This window comes from Actinoplanes sp. NPDC048967, from assembly GCF_040649415.1.
In the GTDB taxonomy this organism is placed as follows: domain Bacteria; phylum Actinomycetota; class Actinomycetes; order Mycobacteriales; family Micromonosporaceae; genus Actinoplanes.
This window is the reverse complement of record NZ_JBEZFL010000003.1, coordinates 183,022-200,693: the sequence shown is the minus strand read 5'-3', so window position 1 is coordinate 200,693 and position 17,672 is coordinate 183,022. Positions and strand designations below refer to the sequence as shown.

At 72.6% G+C, this 17,672-nt stretch carries 18 protein-coding genes; 8 read left to right on the top strand and 10 right to left on the bottom strand.

Translation table 11 applies throughout. From position 1 onward, the window contains the following. Positions 1-14: 14 nt before the first annotated feature. The 4 genes from AB0C12_RS13445 to AB0C12_RS13430 all read right to left on the bottom strand — a co-directional run bounded on the left by AB0C12_RS13445 (position 15) and on the right by AB0C12_RS13430 (position 2,294). The gene (locus AB0C12_RS13445) at positions 15-638 is read right to left on the bottom strand and encodes a DNA-3-methyladenine glycosylase 2 family protein (RefSeq protein WP_360547496.1); all 624 of its coding nucleotides are present in this window, start codon (positions 636-638) and stop codon (positions 15-17) included. Then, complete coding sequence (locus AB0C12_RS13440) at positions 635-829, bottom strand: hypothetical protein (RefSeq protein WP_360547494.1); 195 nt, start codon at positions 827-829, stop codon at positions 635-637. The genes AB0C12_RS13445 and AB0C12_RS13440 overlap by 4 nt, the downstream gene beginning before the upstream one ends. A gap of 113 nt (positions 830-942) precedes the next feature. Next, on the bottom strand, positions 943-1,749 hold the full coding sequence (locus tag AB0C12_RS13435) for a hypothetical protein (RefSeq protein ID WP_360547492.1): 807 nt from the start codon (positions 1,747-1,749) through the stop codon (positions 943-945). Further along, the gene (locus AB0C12_RS13430) at positions 1,746-2,294 is read right to left on the bottom strand and encodes an RNA polymerase sigma factor (protein ID WP_360547490.1); all 549 of its coding nucleotides are present in this window, start codon (positions 2,292-2,294) and stop codon (positions 1,746-1,748) included. Before AB0C12_RS13430 ends, AB0C12_RS13435 begins: the two co-directional genes overlap by 4 nt. A gap of 67 nt (positions 2,295-2,361) precedes the next feature. Between AB0C12_RS13430 and AB0C12_RS13425 the strand changes: the two genes are divergently transcribed. Further along, positions 2,362-2,742, top strand: a complete 381-nt coding sequence (locus AB0C12_RS13425) for a VOC family protein (RefSeq protein ID WP_360547488.1) — start codon at positions 2,362-2,364, stop codon at positions 2,740-2,742. Here the strand turns inward: AB0C12_RS13425 and AB0C12_RS13420 are convergent. Next, complete coding sequence (locus AB0C12_RS13420; RefSeq protein WP_360547486.1) at positions 2,736-4,955, bottom strand: serine hydrolase; 2,220 nt, start codon at positions 4,953-4,955, stop codon at positions 2,736-2,738. The genes AB0C12_RS13425 and AB0C12_RS13420 overlap by 7 nt on opposite strands. A 132-nt stretch (positions 4,956-5,087) precedes the next feature. Between AB0C12_RS13420 and AB0C12_RS13415 the strand changes: the two genes are divergently transcribed. After that, positions 5,088-5,807: a hypothetical protein gene (locus tag AB0C12_RS13415; protein WP_360547484.1), complete on the top strand. Its 720-nt coding sequence runs from the start codon at positions 5,088-5,090 to the stop codon at positions 5,805-5,807. A 27-nt stretch (positions 5,808-5,834) separates the two neighbouring features. Here the strand turns inward: AB0C12_RS13415 and AB0C12_RS13410 are convergent, their stop codons facing one another. Both AB0C12_RS13410 and AB0C12_RS13405 read right to left on the bottom strand, forming a co-directional pair. Next, positions 5,835-7,043 (bottom strand): pyridoxal phosphate-dependent aminotransferase, encoded by a 1,209-nt coding sequence (locus AB0C12_RS13410; protein WP_360547482.1) that lies wholly within the window; start codon positions 7,041-7,043, stop codon positions 5,835-5,837. A gap of 10 nt (positions 7,044-7,053) precedes the next feature. After that, complete coding sequence (locus AB0C12_RS13405; RefSeq protein ID WP_360547480.1) at positions 7,054-8,805, bottom strand: ATP-binding protein; 1,752 nt, start codon at positions 8,803-8,805, stop codon at positions 7,054-7,056. 144 nt (positions 8,806-8,949) lie between these two features. Here AB0C12_RS13405 and AB0C12_RS13400 point away from each other — a divergent pair, with 144 nt between their 5' ends. Genes AB0C12_RS13400 through AB0C12_RS13390 form a run of 3 tightly spaced genes read left to right on the top strand, consistent with a single transcriptional unit; the run spans position 8,950 to position 11,884 of the window. Continuing rightward, positions 8,950-9,324 (top strand): response regulator, encoded by a 375-nt coding sequence (locus AB0C12_RS13400; RefSeq protein ID WP_360547478.1) that lies wholly within the window; start codon positions 8,950-8,952, stop codon positions 9,322-9,324. Further along, positions 9,324-10,424, top strand: a complete 1,101-nt coding sequence (locus AB0C12_RS13395) for a HEAT repeat domain-containing protein (RefSeq protein WP_360547476.1) — start codon at positions 9,324-9,326, stop codon at positions 10,422-10,424. Before AB0C12_RS13400 ends, AB0C12_RS13395 begins: the two co-directional genes overlap by 1 nt. Next, positions 10,421-11,884 (top strand): glycosyltransferase, encoded by a 1,464-nt coding sequence (locus AB0C12_RS13390; protein ID WP_360547474.1) that lies wholly within the window; start codon positions 10,421-10,423, stop codon positions 11,882-11,884. The genes AB0C12_RS13395 and AB0C12_RS13390 overlap by 4 nt, the downstream gene beginning before the upstream one ends. On the opposite strand, the gene AB0C12_RS13385 is transcribed toward AB0C12_RS13390, so the two are convergent. Then, complete coding sequence (locus AB0C12_RS13385) at positions 11,849-12,505, bottom strand: DUF3159 domain-containing protein (protein ID WP_360547471.1); 657 nt, start codon at positions 12,503-12,505, stop codon at positions 11,849-11,851. The two genes, AB0C12_RS13390 and AB0C12_RS13385, sit on opposite strands and share 36 nt — an antisense overlap. A gap of 245 nt (positions 12,506-12,750) precedes the next feature. On the opposite strand from AB0C12_RS13385, the gene AB0C12_RS13380 reads away from it, so the two are divergent. Further along, on the top strand, positions 12,751-13,932 hold the full coding sequence (locus AB0C12_RS13380; protein ID WP_360547469.1) for a PP2C family protein-serine/threonine phosphatase: 1,182 nt from the start codon (positions 12,751-12,753) through the stop codon (positions 13,930-13,932). Here AB0C12_RS13380 and AB0C12_RS13375 read toward each other — a convergent pair. Then, entirely contained in the window at positions 13,913-14,608 is a 696-nt protein-coding gene (locus AB0C12_RS13375; protein ID WP_360547467.1) for a phosphatase PAP2 family protein, read from the bottom strand. The genes AB0C12_RS13380 and AB0C12_RS13375 overlap by 20 nt on opposite strands. Positions 14,609-15,024: 416 nt before the next feature. Here AB0C12_RS13375 and AB0C12_RS13370 point away from each other — a divergent pair, with 416 nt between their 5' ends. After that, positions 15,025-15,630, top strand: a complete 606-nt coding sequence (locus tag AB0C12_RS13370; protein ID WP_360547465.1) for a response regulator transcription factor — start codon at positions 15,025-15,027, stop codon at positions 15,628-15,630. A 34-nt stretch (positions 15,631-15,664) separates the two neighbouring features. After that, on the top strand, positions 15,665-16,261 hold the full coding sequence (locus AB0C12_RS13365; RefSeq protein ID WP_360547463.1) for a VanZ family protein: 597 nt from the start codon (positions 15,665-15,667) through the stop codon (positions 16,259-16,261). On the opposite strand, the gene AB0C12_RS13360 is transcribed toward AB0C12_RS13365, so the two are convergent. Further along, complete coding sequence (locus AB0C12_RS13360) at positions 16,237-17,337, bottom strand: glycosyltransferase (RefSeq protein ID WP_360547461.1); 1,101 nt, start codon at positions 17,335-17,337, stop codon at positions 16,237-16,239. The genes AB0C12_RS13365 and AB0C12_RS13360 overlap by 25 nt on opposite strands. Between the last annotated feature and the right edge of the window lie 335 nt (positions 17,338-17,672).

Sequence of the window (17,672 nt, the reverse complement as noted above, 5' to 3'; positions counted from 1 at the left end):
ACCACGAGGCCCGGTCACCGGCCGGGCCTTCGTGGTGTCGAGAGGTAGTAGTGCCACAGCAGTTTCGCCGCGATCGCGCGCCACGGGCGCCATGGCTCGGCGACTTCCAGCAGCTGCTCGGGGGTCGGGCGGGCCGGGCGGTTCCACAGCTCCGCGACCGCCTGGGCCAGCGCGATGTCGTGGGCCGGCCAAGCGTCCGGCCGGCCCAGGGCCATCAGCCGGTAGATCGTCGCCGTCCAGGGGCCGATGCCCGGGATCGTACGCAGGGCCGCGTCCACCTGCTCATCGGTCTGCCCGGCGAGGGCGTCGAGGTCGAGGGAGCCGTCCAGCACGGCCGTGGCCAGCGCCCGGGCGTAGCGGGTCTTCTGGCGGCTGAAGCCGATGGCCAGCAGGCGGGCGTCGTCCAGGAGCAGGAATCCGCCCGGCGTGAGGGGCTCGACGACCGCGCGGAGCCGGTCGTAGGCCGCCTGGGCCGAGGCCAGCGAGACCTGCTGCTCCAGCACGATCCGCAGCAGCGTGCCGAAGCCGGGCTCGCGGTGCCACGCCGGCGGCGGTCCGAAGCGTTCGACGATGCCGGCCAGGGCGGGCTCGCGCCGGCCGAGCTCGGCAAGGGCGATGGTGAGGTCGGGGGCCGTCACTCCTGGGACTGGCCGGTTGCCTCGTCGGGCTTGTTGGCGCCGGTCTTGTTGATGCCGGAGTTGCTGCTGCCGTGGGCCGGCGTGGTCGGAGTGGGCGCCTGGTCGGTGATGAAGTCGCCGGTCTCCGGGCCGCCGGTGATGTGCTGGTCGGTGCTGGCGGCGTTGGTGACGACGCGGTTCTCGCTGCTCATGGGGTTCCTCTCGGTGGTCGCGGCGGTGCCTCGCCCCGGGTAGTACCCCGTCGGACCCGGGTGACTCGCGAACCGGCCGCGCCGCCCCGGGTGGGCGGCGCGGCCGGTCCCGGTCAGTCCAGTTCCGGTGCGTCGTGCAGGTCCTTGGCGGCCAGGCCCGCGACCGTGCTGCCGTCGGCCAGCCGCAGGGTGAGGGTCGTGCCGCCCGGCGCGTCGACCGCCTCCGGGTACCAGGCGACGAAGTAGCGGTTCTCGACCGTGGCCTGGACCTTCTTGCCGCCCGGCAGCACGACGTCGACCCCGACCACGGCCGAGCCCAGGTGTCCGGCCATCAGCCGGGCGTAGCCCTCACTGGTCTTGAGCTGGCCCCAGCCCTGCAGCTCGACGCCCTTGCGGCCGAGCGCGGCGTCGGTCACCGGCGCCTCCATGATGCTGCCCTGGTGCACGTCGCCCGCCTTGTCGCGGAAGCACGTGGCGGTCCACCGGGACGTGGCGATGGACAGGTAGCTGTAGTCGCCGCGGCGCTCGCCGAGGACCATCTTCGCGGCGGCCAGCTCGGCCTGGGTGTAACCGTACTCGGGCTGCAGCTTCTCCTGGACGCACTCCTGGCTCAGCTCGCGGGTGTCGCCGCTCGGCAGCGCGGCCGGGGTGGCGGTCCAGGACGCGTACGCCTGGTCGCCGCCGCCGAGACCGGGCACGATCAGGGCGGCGCCGGTGACCGCGACGGCGGCCGCCCCGGCGAGGGCCCACCGGGTGCGGTGGCTGCGGCGGGCGGCGGGCCCGGCTACGCCCTCGGCGGTACGGGGAACAGTGACGATGTGCTCCAGCAGTGCCTGGGCGGAGGCCTGCCGCACCCGTCCCCGGGTCACCGGAGTGGCCGCGGCGCGCAGCTGATTGTCGAGGTCGGATCGGTCGGTCATGAGGTGGCTCCCGGTTCGGTGGGGACGGCGGTGAGGTGTTTGCGCAGGCGGCGCCGGGCCCGCAGGAGTCGCAGGCTGAAGGCGGTGGCGGAGATGCCGAGCACCCGGGCGGCCTGCGGACCGGTCAGGTCCTCGAACACGGTCAGGGTGAGCACCTGCTGGTCGCCCGGGCTGAGGCGGGCCCAGGCCCGGGTCAGGTCGATCCGGGCGGCGACGTCGTCGGGCGGTGCCCCGCTCTCCGCGGCGCCGGGCTCGCGCAGGATGCGCAACGCGACGGCCTGCTGACGGTGGTCGCTGCGCCGGCTGTTGCGCAGCAGATGGTGCGCCACGGTGAACAACCAGGCCCGGGCCTGATCCAGGCCGGGCGGGACGTCGTCGAGGCGGCGCCACGCGGTGAGGAAGACCTCGGCGACCACGTCCTCGGCGGCGAGGGCGTGGGTGCGCCGCTCGACGAAGAGGAGCAGATCGTCGTACGCGGCCTCGAACAGGGCTCGGAAGGCGGCCTCGGCGGCGGGCTCAGCACCCGTCGGAGGGTCGGCCGTCATAGGGGCATGGGATCTGGTCACGTCCACTCATGTCCAGCACGGGGTGGATCACTACTACTCTGCCGGCATGGTCTCGCTCATCCGCAACGTCTCGTTCGACTGCGCCGACCCGTACGCGTTGGCGGTCTTCTGGGCCGAGGTGATCGGCCACCCGGTCCACCCGGAGTGCGCCCCCGGCGACGAGGAGGTCGTCATCGAGCCGCCGGGCGCGCCCCGGCTGTATTTCCAGGAGGTGCCGGAGAGCAAGCACGGCAAGAACCGGGTGCACGTCTGCCTCGAACCGGGCGACCGGGACCGCGACGCGGAGGTCGACCGCCTGCTGGCGCTGGGCGCGTCGGTGCAGGGCGACCACCGCACGCCCGACGGCGCCGGCTGGGTCGTGCTGCAAGACCCAGCCGGCAACGAGTTCTGCGTCACGCGCTCCGCCGCGGAACGGCACGCTCAGTAGGCCGAGATGGTCACCGGCCGGAAGCCCGCCTCCTTCTGCTGAGCCCAGCGCGGCTGGTACGTGTAGAAGTTCCAGGTGCTGAACGAGCGCGTCGGCGGCCCGTCGTCCCGGGTGGCGATCGCCGCCCAGCGCACCGCCGGGCCCACGGTGTAGACGTCCTTGTCGGTCAGCCGGAAACCGTCGGCCGCCGCCGCGTCGAACCAGGCCTGGTACGCCGCCGCCGTCGCGCCGTGGATCGCCCGGTACGGGGTCGCCGTGTGCGCCCCACCGGTCGCGCCCGGGTCGGCCAGCCAGACGGCGGCGTAACGGGCCTGCCCGGCCAGCTCGTAGCCGTCCACCGAGATCAGGCGGTAACCCTTGGCGTCGTACTCGTCGGCGTGCTGCTGGTATTCGGCGCCGGTCATCCGGATGTGGCTGATCCAGGACCGCTTGTCCGGGTTGGCCGTCCAGACCGAGGCGTAGCGCGGTACGCCGTTGTCGAGCCAGCCGGAGACCTTGGTCATCCGGTAGCCGGCCTGGCTCAGCTCGTCGAAGCGGGTGGTGAACGCGGCGAACGTCTGCCCGTGGGTGGCGGCCCAGGGCGTGCCGTCGGTGTTGCGGACCCACGTGCTGGCGTAGGTCGTACCGGTGTCCCCGCGGTGGCCGTTGACGTCGACGAGCCGGAAGCCGTCGGCCTTGGTGGTGTCGACCAGCGCCTGGTAGCCGGCGGCCGGGGTCGCGCGGTGCGAGCGCCAGTCGCGGCCGTCGCGTTCCCAGATGGTCGAGTAGTACGGGCCCTGGGCCAGGAAATCGTCGGCGGCCCGGCACAGCCGTTGCTCCGCGGCGGCCCAGTCGAAGCTGCCCCAGGCGTGCTGGTTGGTCAGCAGCGCCACGTTGAGCCCGTTGACGCAGCGGGCCGCCACGGTCTGGGTCGCCGCCAGCCGGCCGTTGTGCGAGTACGCGATCTTCGTGCCGGCCGGGAAGTTCCAGTAGGTCTCCGCCGTACGCGGGGTGCCGAAGTTCCACCAGTGCGCGTAGAACGTGGCCACCGCCGAGGCGGACATGGACAGCCCGCCGTGCGCGGCCATCGACTCCAGCACCCAGCCGCCGTCGGCGTAGCAGCGCCGCTGCCCGGCCTCCCCGGCGAACGTGCTGATCGGCACGTTGGCGTTCCAGTTCTTGTCGACGCACCAGTACGCGGGCTCGCGGGTGTTACGGGTGAGCCGCTTGGTGCGCGACAGCACCACGTCGCCGGACGCGATCCCGAGCGGGGCCAGCAGCCGCTGGAAGACATAGTCCCGGTACGGCAGTCCACCCTGCTTCTCGATGACCAGTCCCAGGATCAGGTATCCCAGGTTGGAGTAGTGGTACTCGGCGCCGGGGGCCACGTCGAGCCCGAGCCCGAGCATGAACTCGGTGAAGTCGCGCGGCGTCGGCGGCGCGCTGAGCTTGCGGGCCTGGTAGACCTCCCAGGCGCGGAACAGGTAGTCGGTGGTCTTGTTGTTGTCGAAGCCACCCCGGTGCCCGACGAGGTCCTTGACGGTCAGGTCGCCGATGCGTTTGTCGAAGGTGTCGGGCAGCTTGACGGTGAGGATGCAGTTCGCCGGGCCGCCCTTCACGCAGAAGACGTGGTCGGTCTTCTCGAGCAGGCCACGCTCGTCGAGGTCGTGGATGGCCGCCGCGGTCAGCGGCTTGGTGATGCTGGCGATGCGGAACAGCTCGTCGTCGGGCGTCGCCGGGCCGAGGTCGGTGACGGCACCGGGCGGGGCGTTGCGGGCCCACCACGGGCCGACCCGGCCGTAGCCCTGGTCGTAGATGGTGCCGCACTCGTTGGCGACGGCGAGCGAGGCCGACATGAAGCCCCACTCCTGCATCATCTTGGTGACCTGGGCGTCGAAGCCCGCGAACCGGGACTCGGCGAAGGCGGGAACCTCGCAGCCCAGCTCCCGCTGGCGGTAGAGCGGCGGCGCGGCGCCGTCGGTGAGCACGGCCGCGGGTGGTTGCCCGGCCGCCTCGACGCGGATCGCGTCCGCGCCGGCCGGCGGTGGAGTCACCTCCTCGCCGGGCCGCATCCGGTCGCCTGCCTTGTGCAGCAGGTCGCGGACGGCGCGGACGGACTGTTGGAGCCGGCCGGGATCAGGCTCGTCGGTGGGGGCGGCGGGGGCCGGGGCCGCGGCGAGCCCCAGCCAGAGCGCGGTCGCGGCGGCAACGGCCAGACCTTGTCGGGTACGCATGGATGCCTCCTGGGTTGGACAGCGGTTCGTCCCAGGAGGCGTACCAGGGCTGAGCAGGCAGAACGGGCGAGTTCCGCGCTGAGCGGACAGACGCCGGGGCCGGTGGGGCTGATGAGTGGGAGAGTCACAGGCATGACGGCTGACATCAACTTCTATTTCGATCCGATCTGCCCGTTCGCGTGGATGACCAGCAAGTGGATCCGGATCGTGCAGGCCCAGCGGGACTACACGGTCGACTGGCGGTTCATCTCGTTGCGTCACGTCAACGCGCACGTCGACTACGACAGCCACTTCCCGGCGGACTACGAAGCCCAGCACATAGCCGGGCTGCGCCTGCTACGGGTGGCCTCGGCCGTACGGGAGAAGCACGGTCGCGCAGCGATCGGCCCGCTGTACGCCGCGTTCGGCGCCCGCATCTTCGAGACCGGCCCCGACGAGGGCCGGGCGCCCGGCTGGCAGGGCACGCCCGACCTGGCCGGCGCCGCGCTCGCCGAGGCGGGACTGCCGGGCTCGTTCGCCGGGTTCCTCGACGACACCTCCCGGGACGGGGAGATCCAGGCTGAGTCGGACGAGGCGCTCTCCCTGACGGGCAAAGATGTGGGCACGCCGATCGTGCATTTCGAGCCGCCCGGTGGCGTCGCGTTCTTCGGCCCGGTGATCAGCCGGCTGCCCGGCGAGGAGCAGGCCGCCGAGCTGTGGGACCACGTCGTCGGCCTCGCCCGGTTCCCGGGATTCGCCGAGCTCAAGCGCAGCCTGCGCGAGCAGCCGCAGCTGCCGTCGTTCGGCGTCACCGCCGAGGAGCCGGGCCGGATCGAGGACTGGCACGCCGGCAGCCGGCGGCTCAAGAAGTAGGACCGTCCGCCCCGGGCGGCCCGCCGGTCACTGGCGGTAGGTCTCGAGGAAACGGCGCAGCCGGTCGGTGGCGTCGTCGAGCACGTCGACCGGGGCCAGGAAGACCATCCGCAGGTGGTCCGGGGTGGGCAGGTTGAAGCCGGTGCCGTGGGAGAGCAGCATCAGCTGCTGCTCCAGCAGGTCGATGATCATTTTCTGGTCGTCGCGGATCTTGTGGACCTCGGGGTCCAGCCGGGCGAACAGGTACAGCGCGCCGGCCGGCCGGACGCAGTCGACGCCCGGGATCTCGTTGATCTTGCGCCAGGCGTGGTTGCGCTGTTCGTAGAGGCGCCCGCCCGGGCGGATCAGCGTGGTGATGCTCTGGAAGCCGCCGAGCGCGGTCTGCACGGCGTGCTGGGCCGGCACGTTGGGGCACAGCCGCATGTTGGCCAGCAGTTGCAGGCCTTCCAGATACTCCGAGGCGTGGGTGGTCGGCCCGCTGACCGCCATCCAGCCGGACCGGAAGCCGGCCGCCCGGTACGCCTTGGACAGGCCGCTCATCGTCAGCACGAGCAGATCCGGCGCGAGCGCGGCGGCACACTCGTGCTGGGCGTCGTCGTACAGGATCTTGTCGTAGATCTCGTCCGCCAGGACCAGCAGGTTGTTGCGCCGGGCGATCTCCAGCAGGCCCAGCAGGGTCTCCCGCGAGTAGACCGCGCCGGTGGGGTTGTTCGGGTTGATGATCACGATGGCCCGGGTGTTCGGGGTGACCTGGGCGGCCACGTGCTCCAGGTCGGGCGCCCAGTCCTGGGTCTCCTCGCAGCGGTAGTGCACCGGCCGCCCGCCGCACAGCGTCACCGCGCCGGTCCACAGCGGATAGTCCGGGCTCGGCACGAGCACCTCGTCGCCCGTGTTCAGCAGCGCCTGCAGCGACATCACGATCAGCTCGGAGACGCCGTTGCCGAGGAACACGTCGTCCGGTTGCACACTGGAGACCCCGAGGGTCTGGTAGTACTGCGCGACGGCGACCCGGGCGGAGTAGATACCGCGCGCGTCGCTGTAACCCTCGGCGTCGCCCAGGTGCATCACCATGTCGGCGACGATCGGCTCCGGTGTGCTCAGTCCCCAGGGCGCCGGGTTGCCCAGGTTGAGCTTGAGGATGCGGTGCCCCGCGGCCTCGAGTTCCTGGGCGCGGCGCAGCACCGGGCCACGGATGTCGTACCGGACGTTCTTGAGCCTGCTCGCCTGCTCGACCATGCGGCCCAGCCTAAGCCAGGTCGGCGGCCAGCAGCTCGGGTCCGGTGACCGGCGCCACCGGCGATGCGGCCAGGGTGAACCAGAAGACGCTGCCGCCGCCCGGGTTGGCCTCGACGCCCAGCTCGCCGCCGTGCAGGGCGACGATCTTGCGGCAGACGGCCAGGCCCAGCCCGGTGCCGGGGAAGCCCTCGGCCGCCGGCGCGCGGTGGAACGGTGCGAAGATCCGGGTGCGCTGCTCCTCCGGTACGCCGATGCCGCGGTCGGCGACCTCGATGCGGACCAGGCCGGGGGCGTGGTCGCGGGCAGCCACGGTCACCCGGGCGGCCGTGCCGTGCCGGACGAAGCGCACCGCGTTGTCGACGAGCTGGCTGAGCAGCTCACCGAGCAGGTCGGGGTCGGCGGTGACCGCGGGCAGCTCGCCCACGTCGATGCTGGGTCGTTCGCCGTCCACGTGGTCGAGACGCGCGGCCACGACGCCCAGGGCCAGCCCGCCGGTGTCGACCGGGACGAGCTTGAGGGCGGCGTCGTTCGTGGTCGAGTAGGTCAGCAGGTCGTCCACCAGCGTCAGCATCCGGCCGGTGCTGCGCCCGATGCGGTCCAGGAAGCCGCGCGTGACCGGGGAGAGCGACGGGTCGCTGTCCTCCAGCAGCAGCTCGGTGAAGCCGGCGATGGTGTGCAGCGGGGCGTGCAGGTGATCGGAGGCGGCCCGGGCGAAGCCGACCAGTTCCTCCTCCTGGTCGCGCAACCGCTGCTCGGCGGCCAGCGCCTGCTCCCACAGCCCCTGCTGGACCTCCTGCGCGCGGGCCAGCTCGGCCCGGTGCCGGTCGAGGTCGGCGCGGCGCTCGGCGGCGGCCCGCCGGGCCCGCGCCTCGGCCCGGGTACGGCCCCGGTCGGCGGCCAGCAGGACCGCGGCGACCAGCATGCTGATCAAGGCGGCGCCGAGCAGGGTGAGCGGCGCGGCGGCGGTACGGGCGGCGCTGATCAGTTCGGTCGTCGGGCGGACCCGTACCTGCCAGGTGTGCCCGGCGGTGGCGACGTCGACGGTGCTGCCGGTGTCCCCGATCGGGTCACCGCCCTCGGCCCAGCGGGCGACCTCGTGGGTCACCCCGTCCGGGGAGGTCTCGGTCAGCACGGTGGCGACCCCGGTGACGCCGGCGCCGCGCAGCGACTCGCGCAGCAGGTCCGGGGCCCGGACGGCGAGCACGACCCAGCCGCGGAACTGCTGGTCGTGCACGGGGGCGATGAGCTGGAACGCGGGCTGGCGGTGGGCCGGCGGCAGGCCGAGGTCGGCCGGCAGCACGTGCGCGGGGCTGGCGATCAGCCGGCCGCTGTCACGGGCCACTTCCAGGCCCCGGGCGAGCTCGGGCTCGGCGGCCAGGACGGTGCGGGCCGGCGGGGTGCTGCCGTCGACGGTGTGCTGGGCGCGCACGGTGCGGTCGGCGCCGATCACGACGATCTGGTGGGCCCCGGGCAGGCGCTCGCCGGCGATCCGGGCCACCGTAGGGGCCAGGGAGGTGGTGGGCTGGGTGGCGGCGGCGGCCACGAGGTCGTGCATCGTGTCCGCGTACCGCTGGAAGGTCGTGTCCAGGGCGCCGCGCACGCTCGCGGTCCGCAGGGCGAGCGCCGCGGTGCCGGCGTCGCGCGCGGTCGCGGCGAGCCCGCCGGCCGCGGCCGCGCCGGTGCCGAGCCCGAGGGTCAGCACGGTCGCGGCGAGGGCGACGCCGCGCCGGCCGGGGGAGCCGGCCACCTTCCGGATGTTCACGCACCCTCTATCGACGCCGGCCCGGGACGGTTGAGGGGCTGTGCCCGGGGTTGCCGCATTGCTACCGTTCACCGCGAACGATGCTCACAAAACGGATATATTTGGCGGTGCACAGGCAGGCCGGACGCGCGGAGTGGGAGGACGATGAGCAGGATCCTCCTCGTCGAAGACGATCCGGACATCCGCCACCTGGTGTCGTACAAGCTGACCAGGGGCGGCTTCGACGTGGTCGAGACGGCCGACGGCCTCGCCGCGCTGCGCGCCGCCCGGGAGGACCCGCCGGACCTGGTTCTGCTCGACGTGCGGATGCCCCGGATGTCGGGGATCGAGGTCTGCCGCGAGCTGCGCGCCGGCCCGCTGCCGGCGACCGTCCCGATCATCATGCTCACCGCCCGGTCGCGGCCCCAGGACCTCGAGCAGGGGTACGCGGCCGGCGCCACCGAGTACATCATCAAGCCGTTCAGCCCCCGTGAACTGCAGGAACGGGTGGAGGCCGCGCTGGCCCGGGTGAACAGCTGATGCTCGGCCTGTTCACTGTCGTGCTCGAGGTGCTGGCCGGGGTCGTCGCCGTTACCGTGGTCGCCATCGTCGGGGTCCGGGTGGCCCGCAGGACCCGGCACCGCCGCCAGGCCGCGCTGGCCGCCGGACCACGCCGGGCGTTGCTGGCCTTCGTCGCGGACAACGGCGAGCACGGCGCCCAGGAACTGGTGGCCATCCCCGACGAGGCCTGGCGGGCCGCCGAGCCCGGCGCCCTGGCCCTGCTGGGCAAGCTGCGCGGGGAGGCGCACCTCGCGCTGGTCTCCGTCTTCCTGCAACGCGGCATCGCCCGTACGGCCCTGGGGAACCTGCACTCGCACAGCCGGGTCAAGCGGGCCCGGGCCGCCCAGGTGCTCGGCGACCTCGAGCTGCGCCAGGCCGTGCCCGAACTGTGCCGGCTGCTCACCGACCGGCACGACGAGGTCCGGGTCGTGGCCGTCCGCGCACTGGGCCGCATCGGTGACCCGGCCGCCGCCTGGCGGATCATCGCCAGCCTGGACCGCTCCGACCCGGTGCCCTCGCTGCTGGCCACCCACACGCTGGTGCAGCTCGGCGCCGAGGCCGAGGTGACCCTGTCGGCCGCGCTCGACCACCCGCAGGCCCGGGTCCGCGCGGTCTGCCTGGACGCGCTGGGCCTGCTCGGCGCCACCGGATCCGTGGACCGCATGGCCCGGGTGCTGCGCGAGGACAGCTACCTCGACGTACGGGTGGCCGCCGCCACCAACCTGGGCAAGCTCGGCACCCGCAGTGCCCTCGAACCGTTGCAGCAGGCGCTGAGCCCGTCGCGGCCGGCGGCGCTGCGGGCCGCCGCCGCCCGGGCCCTGGGGGAGCTGGGTGCCCCCAGCGCGGTGCCGATCCTGGCGGACCTGCTCGCCGACGACGAGTTCCAGGTCGCGCACGAGGCCGCGCACGCGCTGCGCCGGCTGGGCCCGGCCGGTGCCGACGCGCTAGCCGCCGAGATCGACGCCGGGCGGACCGGGTCCGGGGCGCACGCGCGGCCGTCGGCCTCGGCCAGCCACGCCCAGGAGGCCCTGGCGCTGTCGCGGGTCGGGCACGGGGAACGTGTGGGGGCCGGAGCGTGACGCCCGGGCTCATCCGCGACATCCTGCACTACACCGACGTCACGATCTTCGCCTACTTCCTCGCGCTGAACAGCAGCTACTTGGTGCTCATCGTGCTGGCCGGGCTGGAGTTCGGCCGGCACCTGCGGCGGGCGCCGTTCGCCGGGGCCGACGACATGTTCCGCAGCCCGCTGACGCTGCCCGTGTCGGTGATCGTGCCCGCGTACAACGAGGGGCCGGGGATCGTCGCCGCGGTCACCGCGATGACCGCGCTGCGCTATCCGCGCTACGAGGTCGTGGTGGTCGACGACGGCTCCAGCGACGCCACGTTCGAGCTGCTGCGGGCCGAGTTCGACCTGGTCGAGGTGCCGCGGGTGGTGCCGGCCGAGGTGCCGTACCAGTCGCGGGTGCTCTCCGTGCACGTCGCCCGGGCCAATCCGGAGACCCTGACCGTGGTCCGCAAGACCAACGGCGGCAAGGCCGACGCCCTCAACGTCGGCATCAACCTGGCCCGGCACCCGCTGATCTGCATGGTCGACGCCGACTCGGTGCTGGACCCGGACGCCCTGCTGTCGGTGGCCAAGCCCTTCGGTGACGACCCGCTGCGGGTGGCGGCGTGCGGCGGCGTGGTGCGCATCGCCAACGGGTGCAAGGTCGTCGGCGGCCGCGTGGTGGACGTGCGGATGCCCCGGCAGTGGCTGGTCCGCATCCAGGTGGTCGAGTACCTGCGCGCGTTCCTGATGGGCCGCACCGGCTGGTCGCGCCTCGGCGGCCTGGTGGTGATCTCCGGCGCGTTCGGGGTCTTCCGCCGCGACCTGGTCGTCGAGATCGGCGGCATGGCCACCGACACCATCGGTGAGGACGCCGAGCTGGTGGTGCGGCTGCACCACCACCTGCGCCGGCGGCGCCAGGACTACCGGGTCATCTTCGTCGCCGAACCGGTCAGCTGGAGCGAGGCGCCCGCCGGCCTGCGGGTGCTGGGCCGCCAGCGGCGGCGCTGGCACCGCGGCATCGCGGAGATCCTGCGCAAGCACCGCGGCATGATCGCCAATCCCCGGTACGGCCGGATCGGGCTGATCGCGCTGCCGTACTACGTGGTCTTCGAGCTGCTGGCGCCGTTCGTCGAGCTGGCGGCGCTGGTGCTGCTGCCGCTCGGGCTCTGGGCGGACGCCGTCGACCTCGCGTTCGTCTGGCGCTTCGTGCTGGTCGCCTACGGCTACGGGCTGCTGGTCAGCCTGGCCTCACTGTTCATCGAGGAGGTCTCGTTCCACCGCTATCCGCGCTGGGGCGACCTGGTGCGCGGGGTGCTCGCGGCGATCCTGGAGAACTTCGGCTACCGGCAGATCCTCGCGGTGTGGCAGGTCCGGGGCGCGCTGGGGGCGCTGCACGGGCGCCGGGCCGAGTGGGGCGTGATGCACCGCGCGGGCTTCGACACCGGCGGCGAGTCAGCCGAGCCCGTCAGCGTGGGCGTCGACCGCTGAGCGTGGGTGCCGCAGGCCGGGGTGTCCGGCCGGCAGGCTGCGCCGGATCACCCACCAGCTCATCGTCAGGCACGCGGCCACCAGCGGCCAGGTGAGCACGCCCCGGGCGATGCCCAGCGCCACCACGGCATGCGCGGCCCAGAGCGGCACGAAGACGGCGAGCCGGATCAGATACTGCGCGACCCACACCCAGCTGCCCAGCGAGTACGCCCGCAGCAGCGCCGGATCACGCCGCCAGCGGGTCCGCTGGCCCAGCACCGCGCCGACGATGACGCCCAGCAGTGGCCACCGGACGACGATGCTGACCGCCCAAGCCAGCGCGCTCGCCGCGTTCGTGACGATCTGCACCAGGAAGAAGTCCTCGGCCCGGCCGGTGCGCAGGGCGATGAGCGCGGCGACGCACACGCCGAGCAGCCCGACCAGGACCGCCCGCGGCTTGTCGCCCTGCCGCAGCCGCAGCCCGGCGACCACCAGGGCGGCGACGACCGCGGCACCGGCGCCGGTCCAGATCGACCGGCCACCGGCCAGCCACCCGGCCACGAAGACGACCGGTGGCACGGTCGCGTCGAGCGCGGCCCGCCGCCCACCCAGCAGATCGGCCAGCGACTCCGGTTGCGCCACGTCCCACCCCGCTCTCGACTTAGGCCAGCCTAACCGGCAGGCGGGGGCGCCAGGGCACAGGGTGCTGCGCCGGTTCGGCGATCCGGGGGCCCGCGCGCTACGGTGTGGCCGGTCGCCCGGTGGCACGCGCAGCCGGCGATCGCGGCGGTACAGCCTCGGCTGCCGTCACCACCAGGTGACGCGGCGACCTGCACGGGGATTGACCCGGGCGCTCTCCGGGGAAGGGCATGGCGGGGGTGATCCGGGTGTCCGACTCGATGGAAGCGGTCCGGCGACTGCTCGACCTGCGCTATCGCAGCCGGCCGGAGGATCTGCCGACCGCGCTGAGCGATGTCGCGCCGCTGCTGGACGCCGTCAGTGTCACCGTGCTGCTGGTCGACTACGAGCAGTTGTCGCTGTGGCCGCTGCACGGCACGCCGGGCAGTCTCGAGCCGCGGCCGGTGGACGGGACCCTGGCCGGGCACGCGTTCTGTACCGCCGAGACGACCAATGAGAAGACGTGTCTGTGGCTGCCGCTGCTGCACGGCGCGGAGCGTCTCGGCGTGCTCGAGGTGTGGCTGCGCGATGCGCCGGGCGAGCGGGAGCGGCGTGACTTCGGGGCGATCGCCGCGCTGGTCGCGGAGCTGATCGCGAGCCGGCGCTTCTACGGCGACGCGGTGGAGCGCACCCGGCGCCGGTTGCCGATGCAGCTGGCCGCCGAGATCATCTGGAACCAGCTGCCGCCGCTGACCTTCGCCGCGAACGGCGCCCTGGTCACCGCGGTCCTGGAGCCCTGCTACGACGTGGGCGGGGACGCGTTCGACTATGCGGCGAACGGTGACATCGTGCACGTCGCCCTGTTCGACACCGTCGGGCACGGGATAAGTGCGAGTGCGCTGACAACGCTGACTCTGAACACGTACCGCAATGCCCGGCGCTCGGGGCTGGACCTGGCCGACACGTACCGCTCGATCGACAAGTGGATCCGCGCGCAGTATCCCGGCGCCTTCGTCACCGCCCTGCTCGGTGAGCTCGACACCGGTACCGGCCGGTACCGCCGGATCGCCGCGGGCCATCCCGCCGAGCTGCACATCCGCGGCGGCCGGGCGCTGCCCGCGCTGCCGACGCCGACGGCGTTGCCGCTGGGGCTCGGGCACATGCTGCCGCGGCAGCCGGGCGTCACGGAGTTGCTGCTCCAGCCCGGGGACACCCTGATGCTGTACACCGACGGGATCACCGAGGCCCGCTCGGCCGACGGGGAACTGTTCGGGCTGGACCGGCTGGCCGATTTCATCGTCAAGGCGATGGCCGAGGGCTCACCGGCCGAGACCATGCGCAAGCTGATCCACGCGATCGTGTCCTACGAGAACGGTGAACTGCGCGATGACGCGACGGCTGCCCTGGTGCAGTGGCAGCCGTCGCCGGTCGTCAAGCCTTCGCCGTGGTGAGCCGGCGCGGTCCGGGGCGCGGCCCGCGGATACCGGTGCGGTCGAGAATGGCCCGGGCCATGACCAGCACGCAGACGCCTCCGTTGAGGAACGACGCGGCCACGTCACTGGGGTGGTGCATGCCGCGGTACATCCGGGTCAGCGCCACCCCGATGGGCACGAGCAGCAGCAGCCAGGCGGCCCGCTTGAGCCAGGTGCGGTTGGCCACCCGGAAGAGGATCACGGCCAGGCCGAGGTAGAGCGCGACCGCCGCGGAGGTGTGCCCGGACGGGAAGCTCGACGTCGGCGGGGACGTGTCCATCTTCTCCACGTCCGGACGGGGCCGGTCGATGACCAGCGTGGTCAGGAAGAAGACGACGGCCTGGGCGCAGACCGCGGCACAGAGGAAGATCGGCTCACGCCAGCGCTTGAGGACCAGGCGCAGCGCGAGTGCCGCCAGCACGGTCACCGCGATGATCGCCGGGGTGCTGGCCAGGGTGCTGAAGATCAGCGAGACCAGGCTGATGTCATGGGTCCGGTCGCGCTCGAACTCGCGGTTGACCGAGTCCTCGATCGTGAACGGCCACATGTGCGCCATGACCTTGGTGATGAGCAGACCCAGGGTGATCATGACGCCGAGCAAGACGGCGACGGGAGCGAACACCCGTTTGAGGGCCTGAACCGCGATATCTGCCATGGGCGGCGATTACCCGCCCGCGTTCGTGCGCGAAACTACACCCGCCTTTCCGGCTTGTCCGGAGTAAATGCGACAAGGACGGTTTTCGAATCAGAGGGGAAGCTCACCGAACGCGTCAATACGGTTGCCCGCGGTGAAGATCCGGCAGACTTGCCTCGGTCGATCGGTTAACCCGGGTGTCGGCGACCGGTCCCGGCGATAGGTTGACATCCGTCGAGGGCCCCGCAATTCATTGGCACAAATCCGGTTTGAGCTGCGAAAACTGCCGTTTCAACAACCGGACGTGCGAATTTGTCGATCCCGATGGGCGATCCACCGGGCTGGCGTCTCCGAAGTAGACCTGTGGGAGTAGGCAGGCCCCGACAAATGGACGACCCCGGCCCGGTGCCGGTCGTCCGTCGCTGAAGGGTGGTGCGATGATCCGGGTCGCGGTGGTGCGGGACGAGGGATATTTCGGTGTCCCGGTACGGGTACTTCTGGAGTCCAAGCCTGATCTGCATTACGTCGGCACCCTGCCGTTCGCCGGTGATCTCGCGCAGCGGGCGGCGGAGCTGTGGCCGACGGTGATCGTCATCGACACCGAGTACATGGTCAGCCAGGTGCTGCCGATGGCCGCCGAACTGCACGCCACCATCCCGTCCTGCGCCATGCTGCTGCTCTGCGACCCGGCCAAGCGCGGCATGCTCCCGCCCCGGCGCTGGGCCGGCGGACTCAACTTCCTGCTCAAGGACGTCTCCGGGGCGGTGCTGGCCGATTCCGTACGCCGCCTGGCCGCCGGTGAACGCGTCGTGTCGCCCCTGCTGCAGGCCGCCTCGCTCAACACCGACCGGGGCCTGAGCACCCGCGAGCTCGAGGTGCTCGGGCTGGCCGCCGAGGGGGAGTCGGTCAGCGACATCGCCGGCCGGCTCTACCTGTCCGGCGGTACGGTCCGCAACTACCTGTCCGCCGTCATCACCAAGACCGGCGCCCGCAACCGCCTGGACGCCATCCGGATCGCCCGCAAGGACGGCTGGTTGCGCTGAGGCCGCGGCGGCCGGGCACGTACCGTTGACCGGGATGCCATTTCATCAGCTCGACGTGCCGGCACTGCCCATCCTGCTGCCGCTGGGCGGCTTGCTCATGATCGTCTCCTGGGTGTGGCTGCACCGGCGCGGCCGGCTCGGCGCCCGCCGTCTGGCCACGGCCTGGATCGCCGGCTGGTATGCGGTGGCCGTGGTCGGCGCGACCCTGCTGCCGTTGCACCTGGCCTGGGGTCCCGGCGCGGGTCCGCCGGAGCTCTACCGGATCATCCTGGTCCCGCTGATCACCATGCGGGTCGACGACTTCCTGCTCAACATCGTGATGACGCTGCCGCTCGCCGCCCTGCTGTATCTGGTCGCCGGCCTGCGTGAGCGCCGCCGGGTGGTGCTGACCGGTTTCCTGGTCAGCCTGGTCATCGAGATCACCCAGGCCGTCATCTGCCTCGCCTGGCACGGTAACCGCTGGGCCGACGTGAACGACCTGACCGCCAACACCCTGGGCGCCTGGCTCGGCTTCGGAATCTTCTGGCGGGCCCTGCGCTCGGCGCGGGTCCGCGAGCTGGTGCGCGGCTGGTCGCTGGGGCAGGCCGAACCCGCGGCGCCGCCGGTTCACCGTCCCGCGACCCGGTCGTAGAGCCGGGAGACCGACGCGGCCACGGCGGCGGCGCTGTAGCGGTCACCGGCCGAGCGGGCGGGCAGCCGGGCGCCGTGCCGTTCCCGGTGACAGAGGACTTCGGTGCGCAGCGCCCGGACCAGCGATTCGGGATCGCGCGGGGAGAGCCGGTGGGTGCCGTCGAGGACGGTCCGCGCCGCGGCGAGCTCGTCCAGTGGCGGGCAGGTCGCGTACAGGGCGGGCAGGCCGGCGGCGAGGGCCTCGAGCACCACCAGCCCGGCGGTGTCCGGGCCGGGCGGTGACGCGAAGACGTCCATCGCGCAGAGCATCTCCCGGGCGTGGCCCACGGTGCCGGCGAAGCGGACCCGGTCGGCCAGGCCCTCGATGACGGCGAGCCGCTGCAACGCGACCCGGGCCGGACCGTCGCCGACCAGCAACAGGGTCACCCCGGGGAGCTCGCCGACCGCCCGGATCAGCCGGTCGAACCCTTCGCCGTGCTCCAGCCGGCCCACCCCGCCGACGACGGGTACGCCGTCCGCGATCTCCAGCCGGGCCCGGGTGGCCGCGCGCAGTTCCGGATCGAAGCGGAACTCGGCGGCGTCCACGGCCTTGGGAATGACGGTGATCCGGGCGTCCGGCACACCCCAGGCGCGCAGCCGCCCGGCGACCGCCGGCGTCACCGCGATCGTGGCCTGCCCGGCGCGCTCACCGGCGAGGTAGAGGGCGCGGACACGGCCGGACGCCGGGCGGTCCTCGACGGACCGCGCGCTCAGGTGGTGCGCGGTGGCGACAACGGACCGGACGCCGGCCAGCCGGGCGGCGAACCGGCCCTGCACGCAGGCGCGGTAGAGGTGGGTGTGCACGATGTCGAAGCGGCCGAGCCGGATGAGCCGGCGCAGCCGCACGATCGAGGCCGGGCCGCCGTCGGTGCCGAGCTCGTGCACCGCCGTACCGGTGGAACGCAGCGCCGTCGCGAGCGGCCCCGGCCGCGCCAGGGTGACCACCTCGCAGTCGTGCGGCAGCCGGGGCACCAGCAGGCGCAGTTGTTGCTCGGCCCCGCCGGCCGCCGAAGTGCTGATGACGTGCAGCACCCTCATTTTCCCCTCTTTCCTCGGCGCGGCGCACTGGCGACGCTGCCAGAGTCGGGGCGGACAATGAAAGTCGCAGATGTCATGCCCAACATGAATGCCACCGAACGCGCAAAACGCATTCCGGGGCCGCCCGAACGGATGTATCAGAGCGCCGAAAGTCCCTGTACAGCAGGCGATCGAGAGCGCGCGGCCATCGTCGGTACCGTACGTGAGCGTGGCTCACGTTCGCCGTGACAATTGCTACTGTGATCGATCTGGCGCGACTGCCAAGCTTTATTCGCAAGCGCTGAAAAGCGACGAGCGACGAGCGGCACGCGCAATTGACGTCACCATTTTGACGC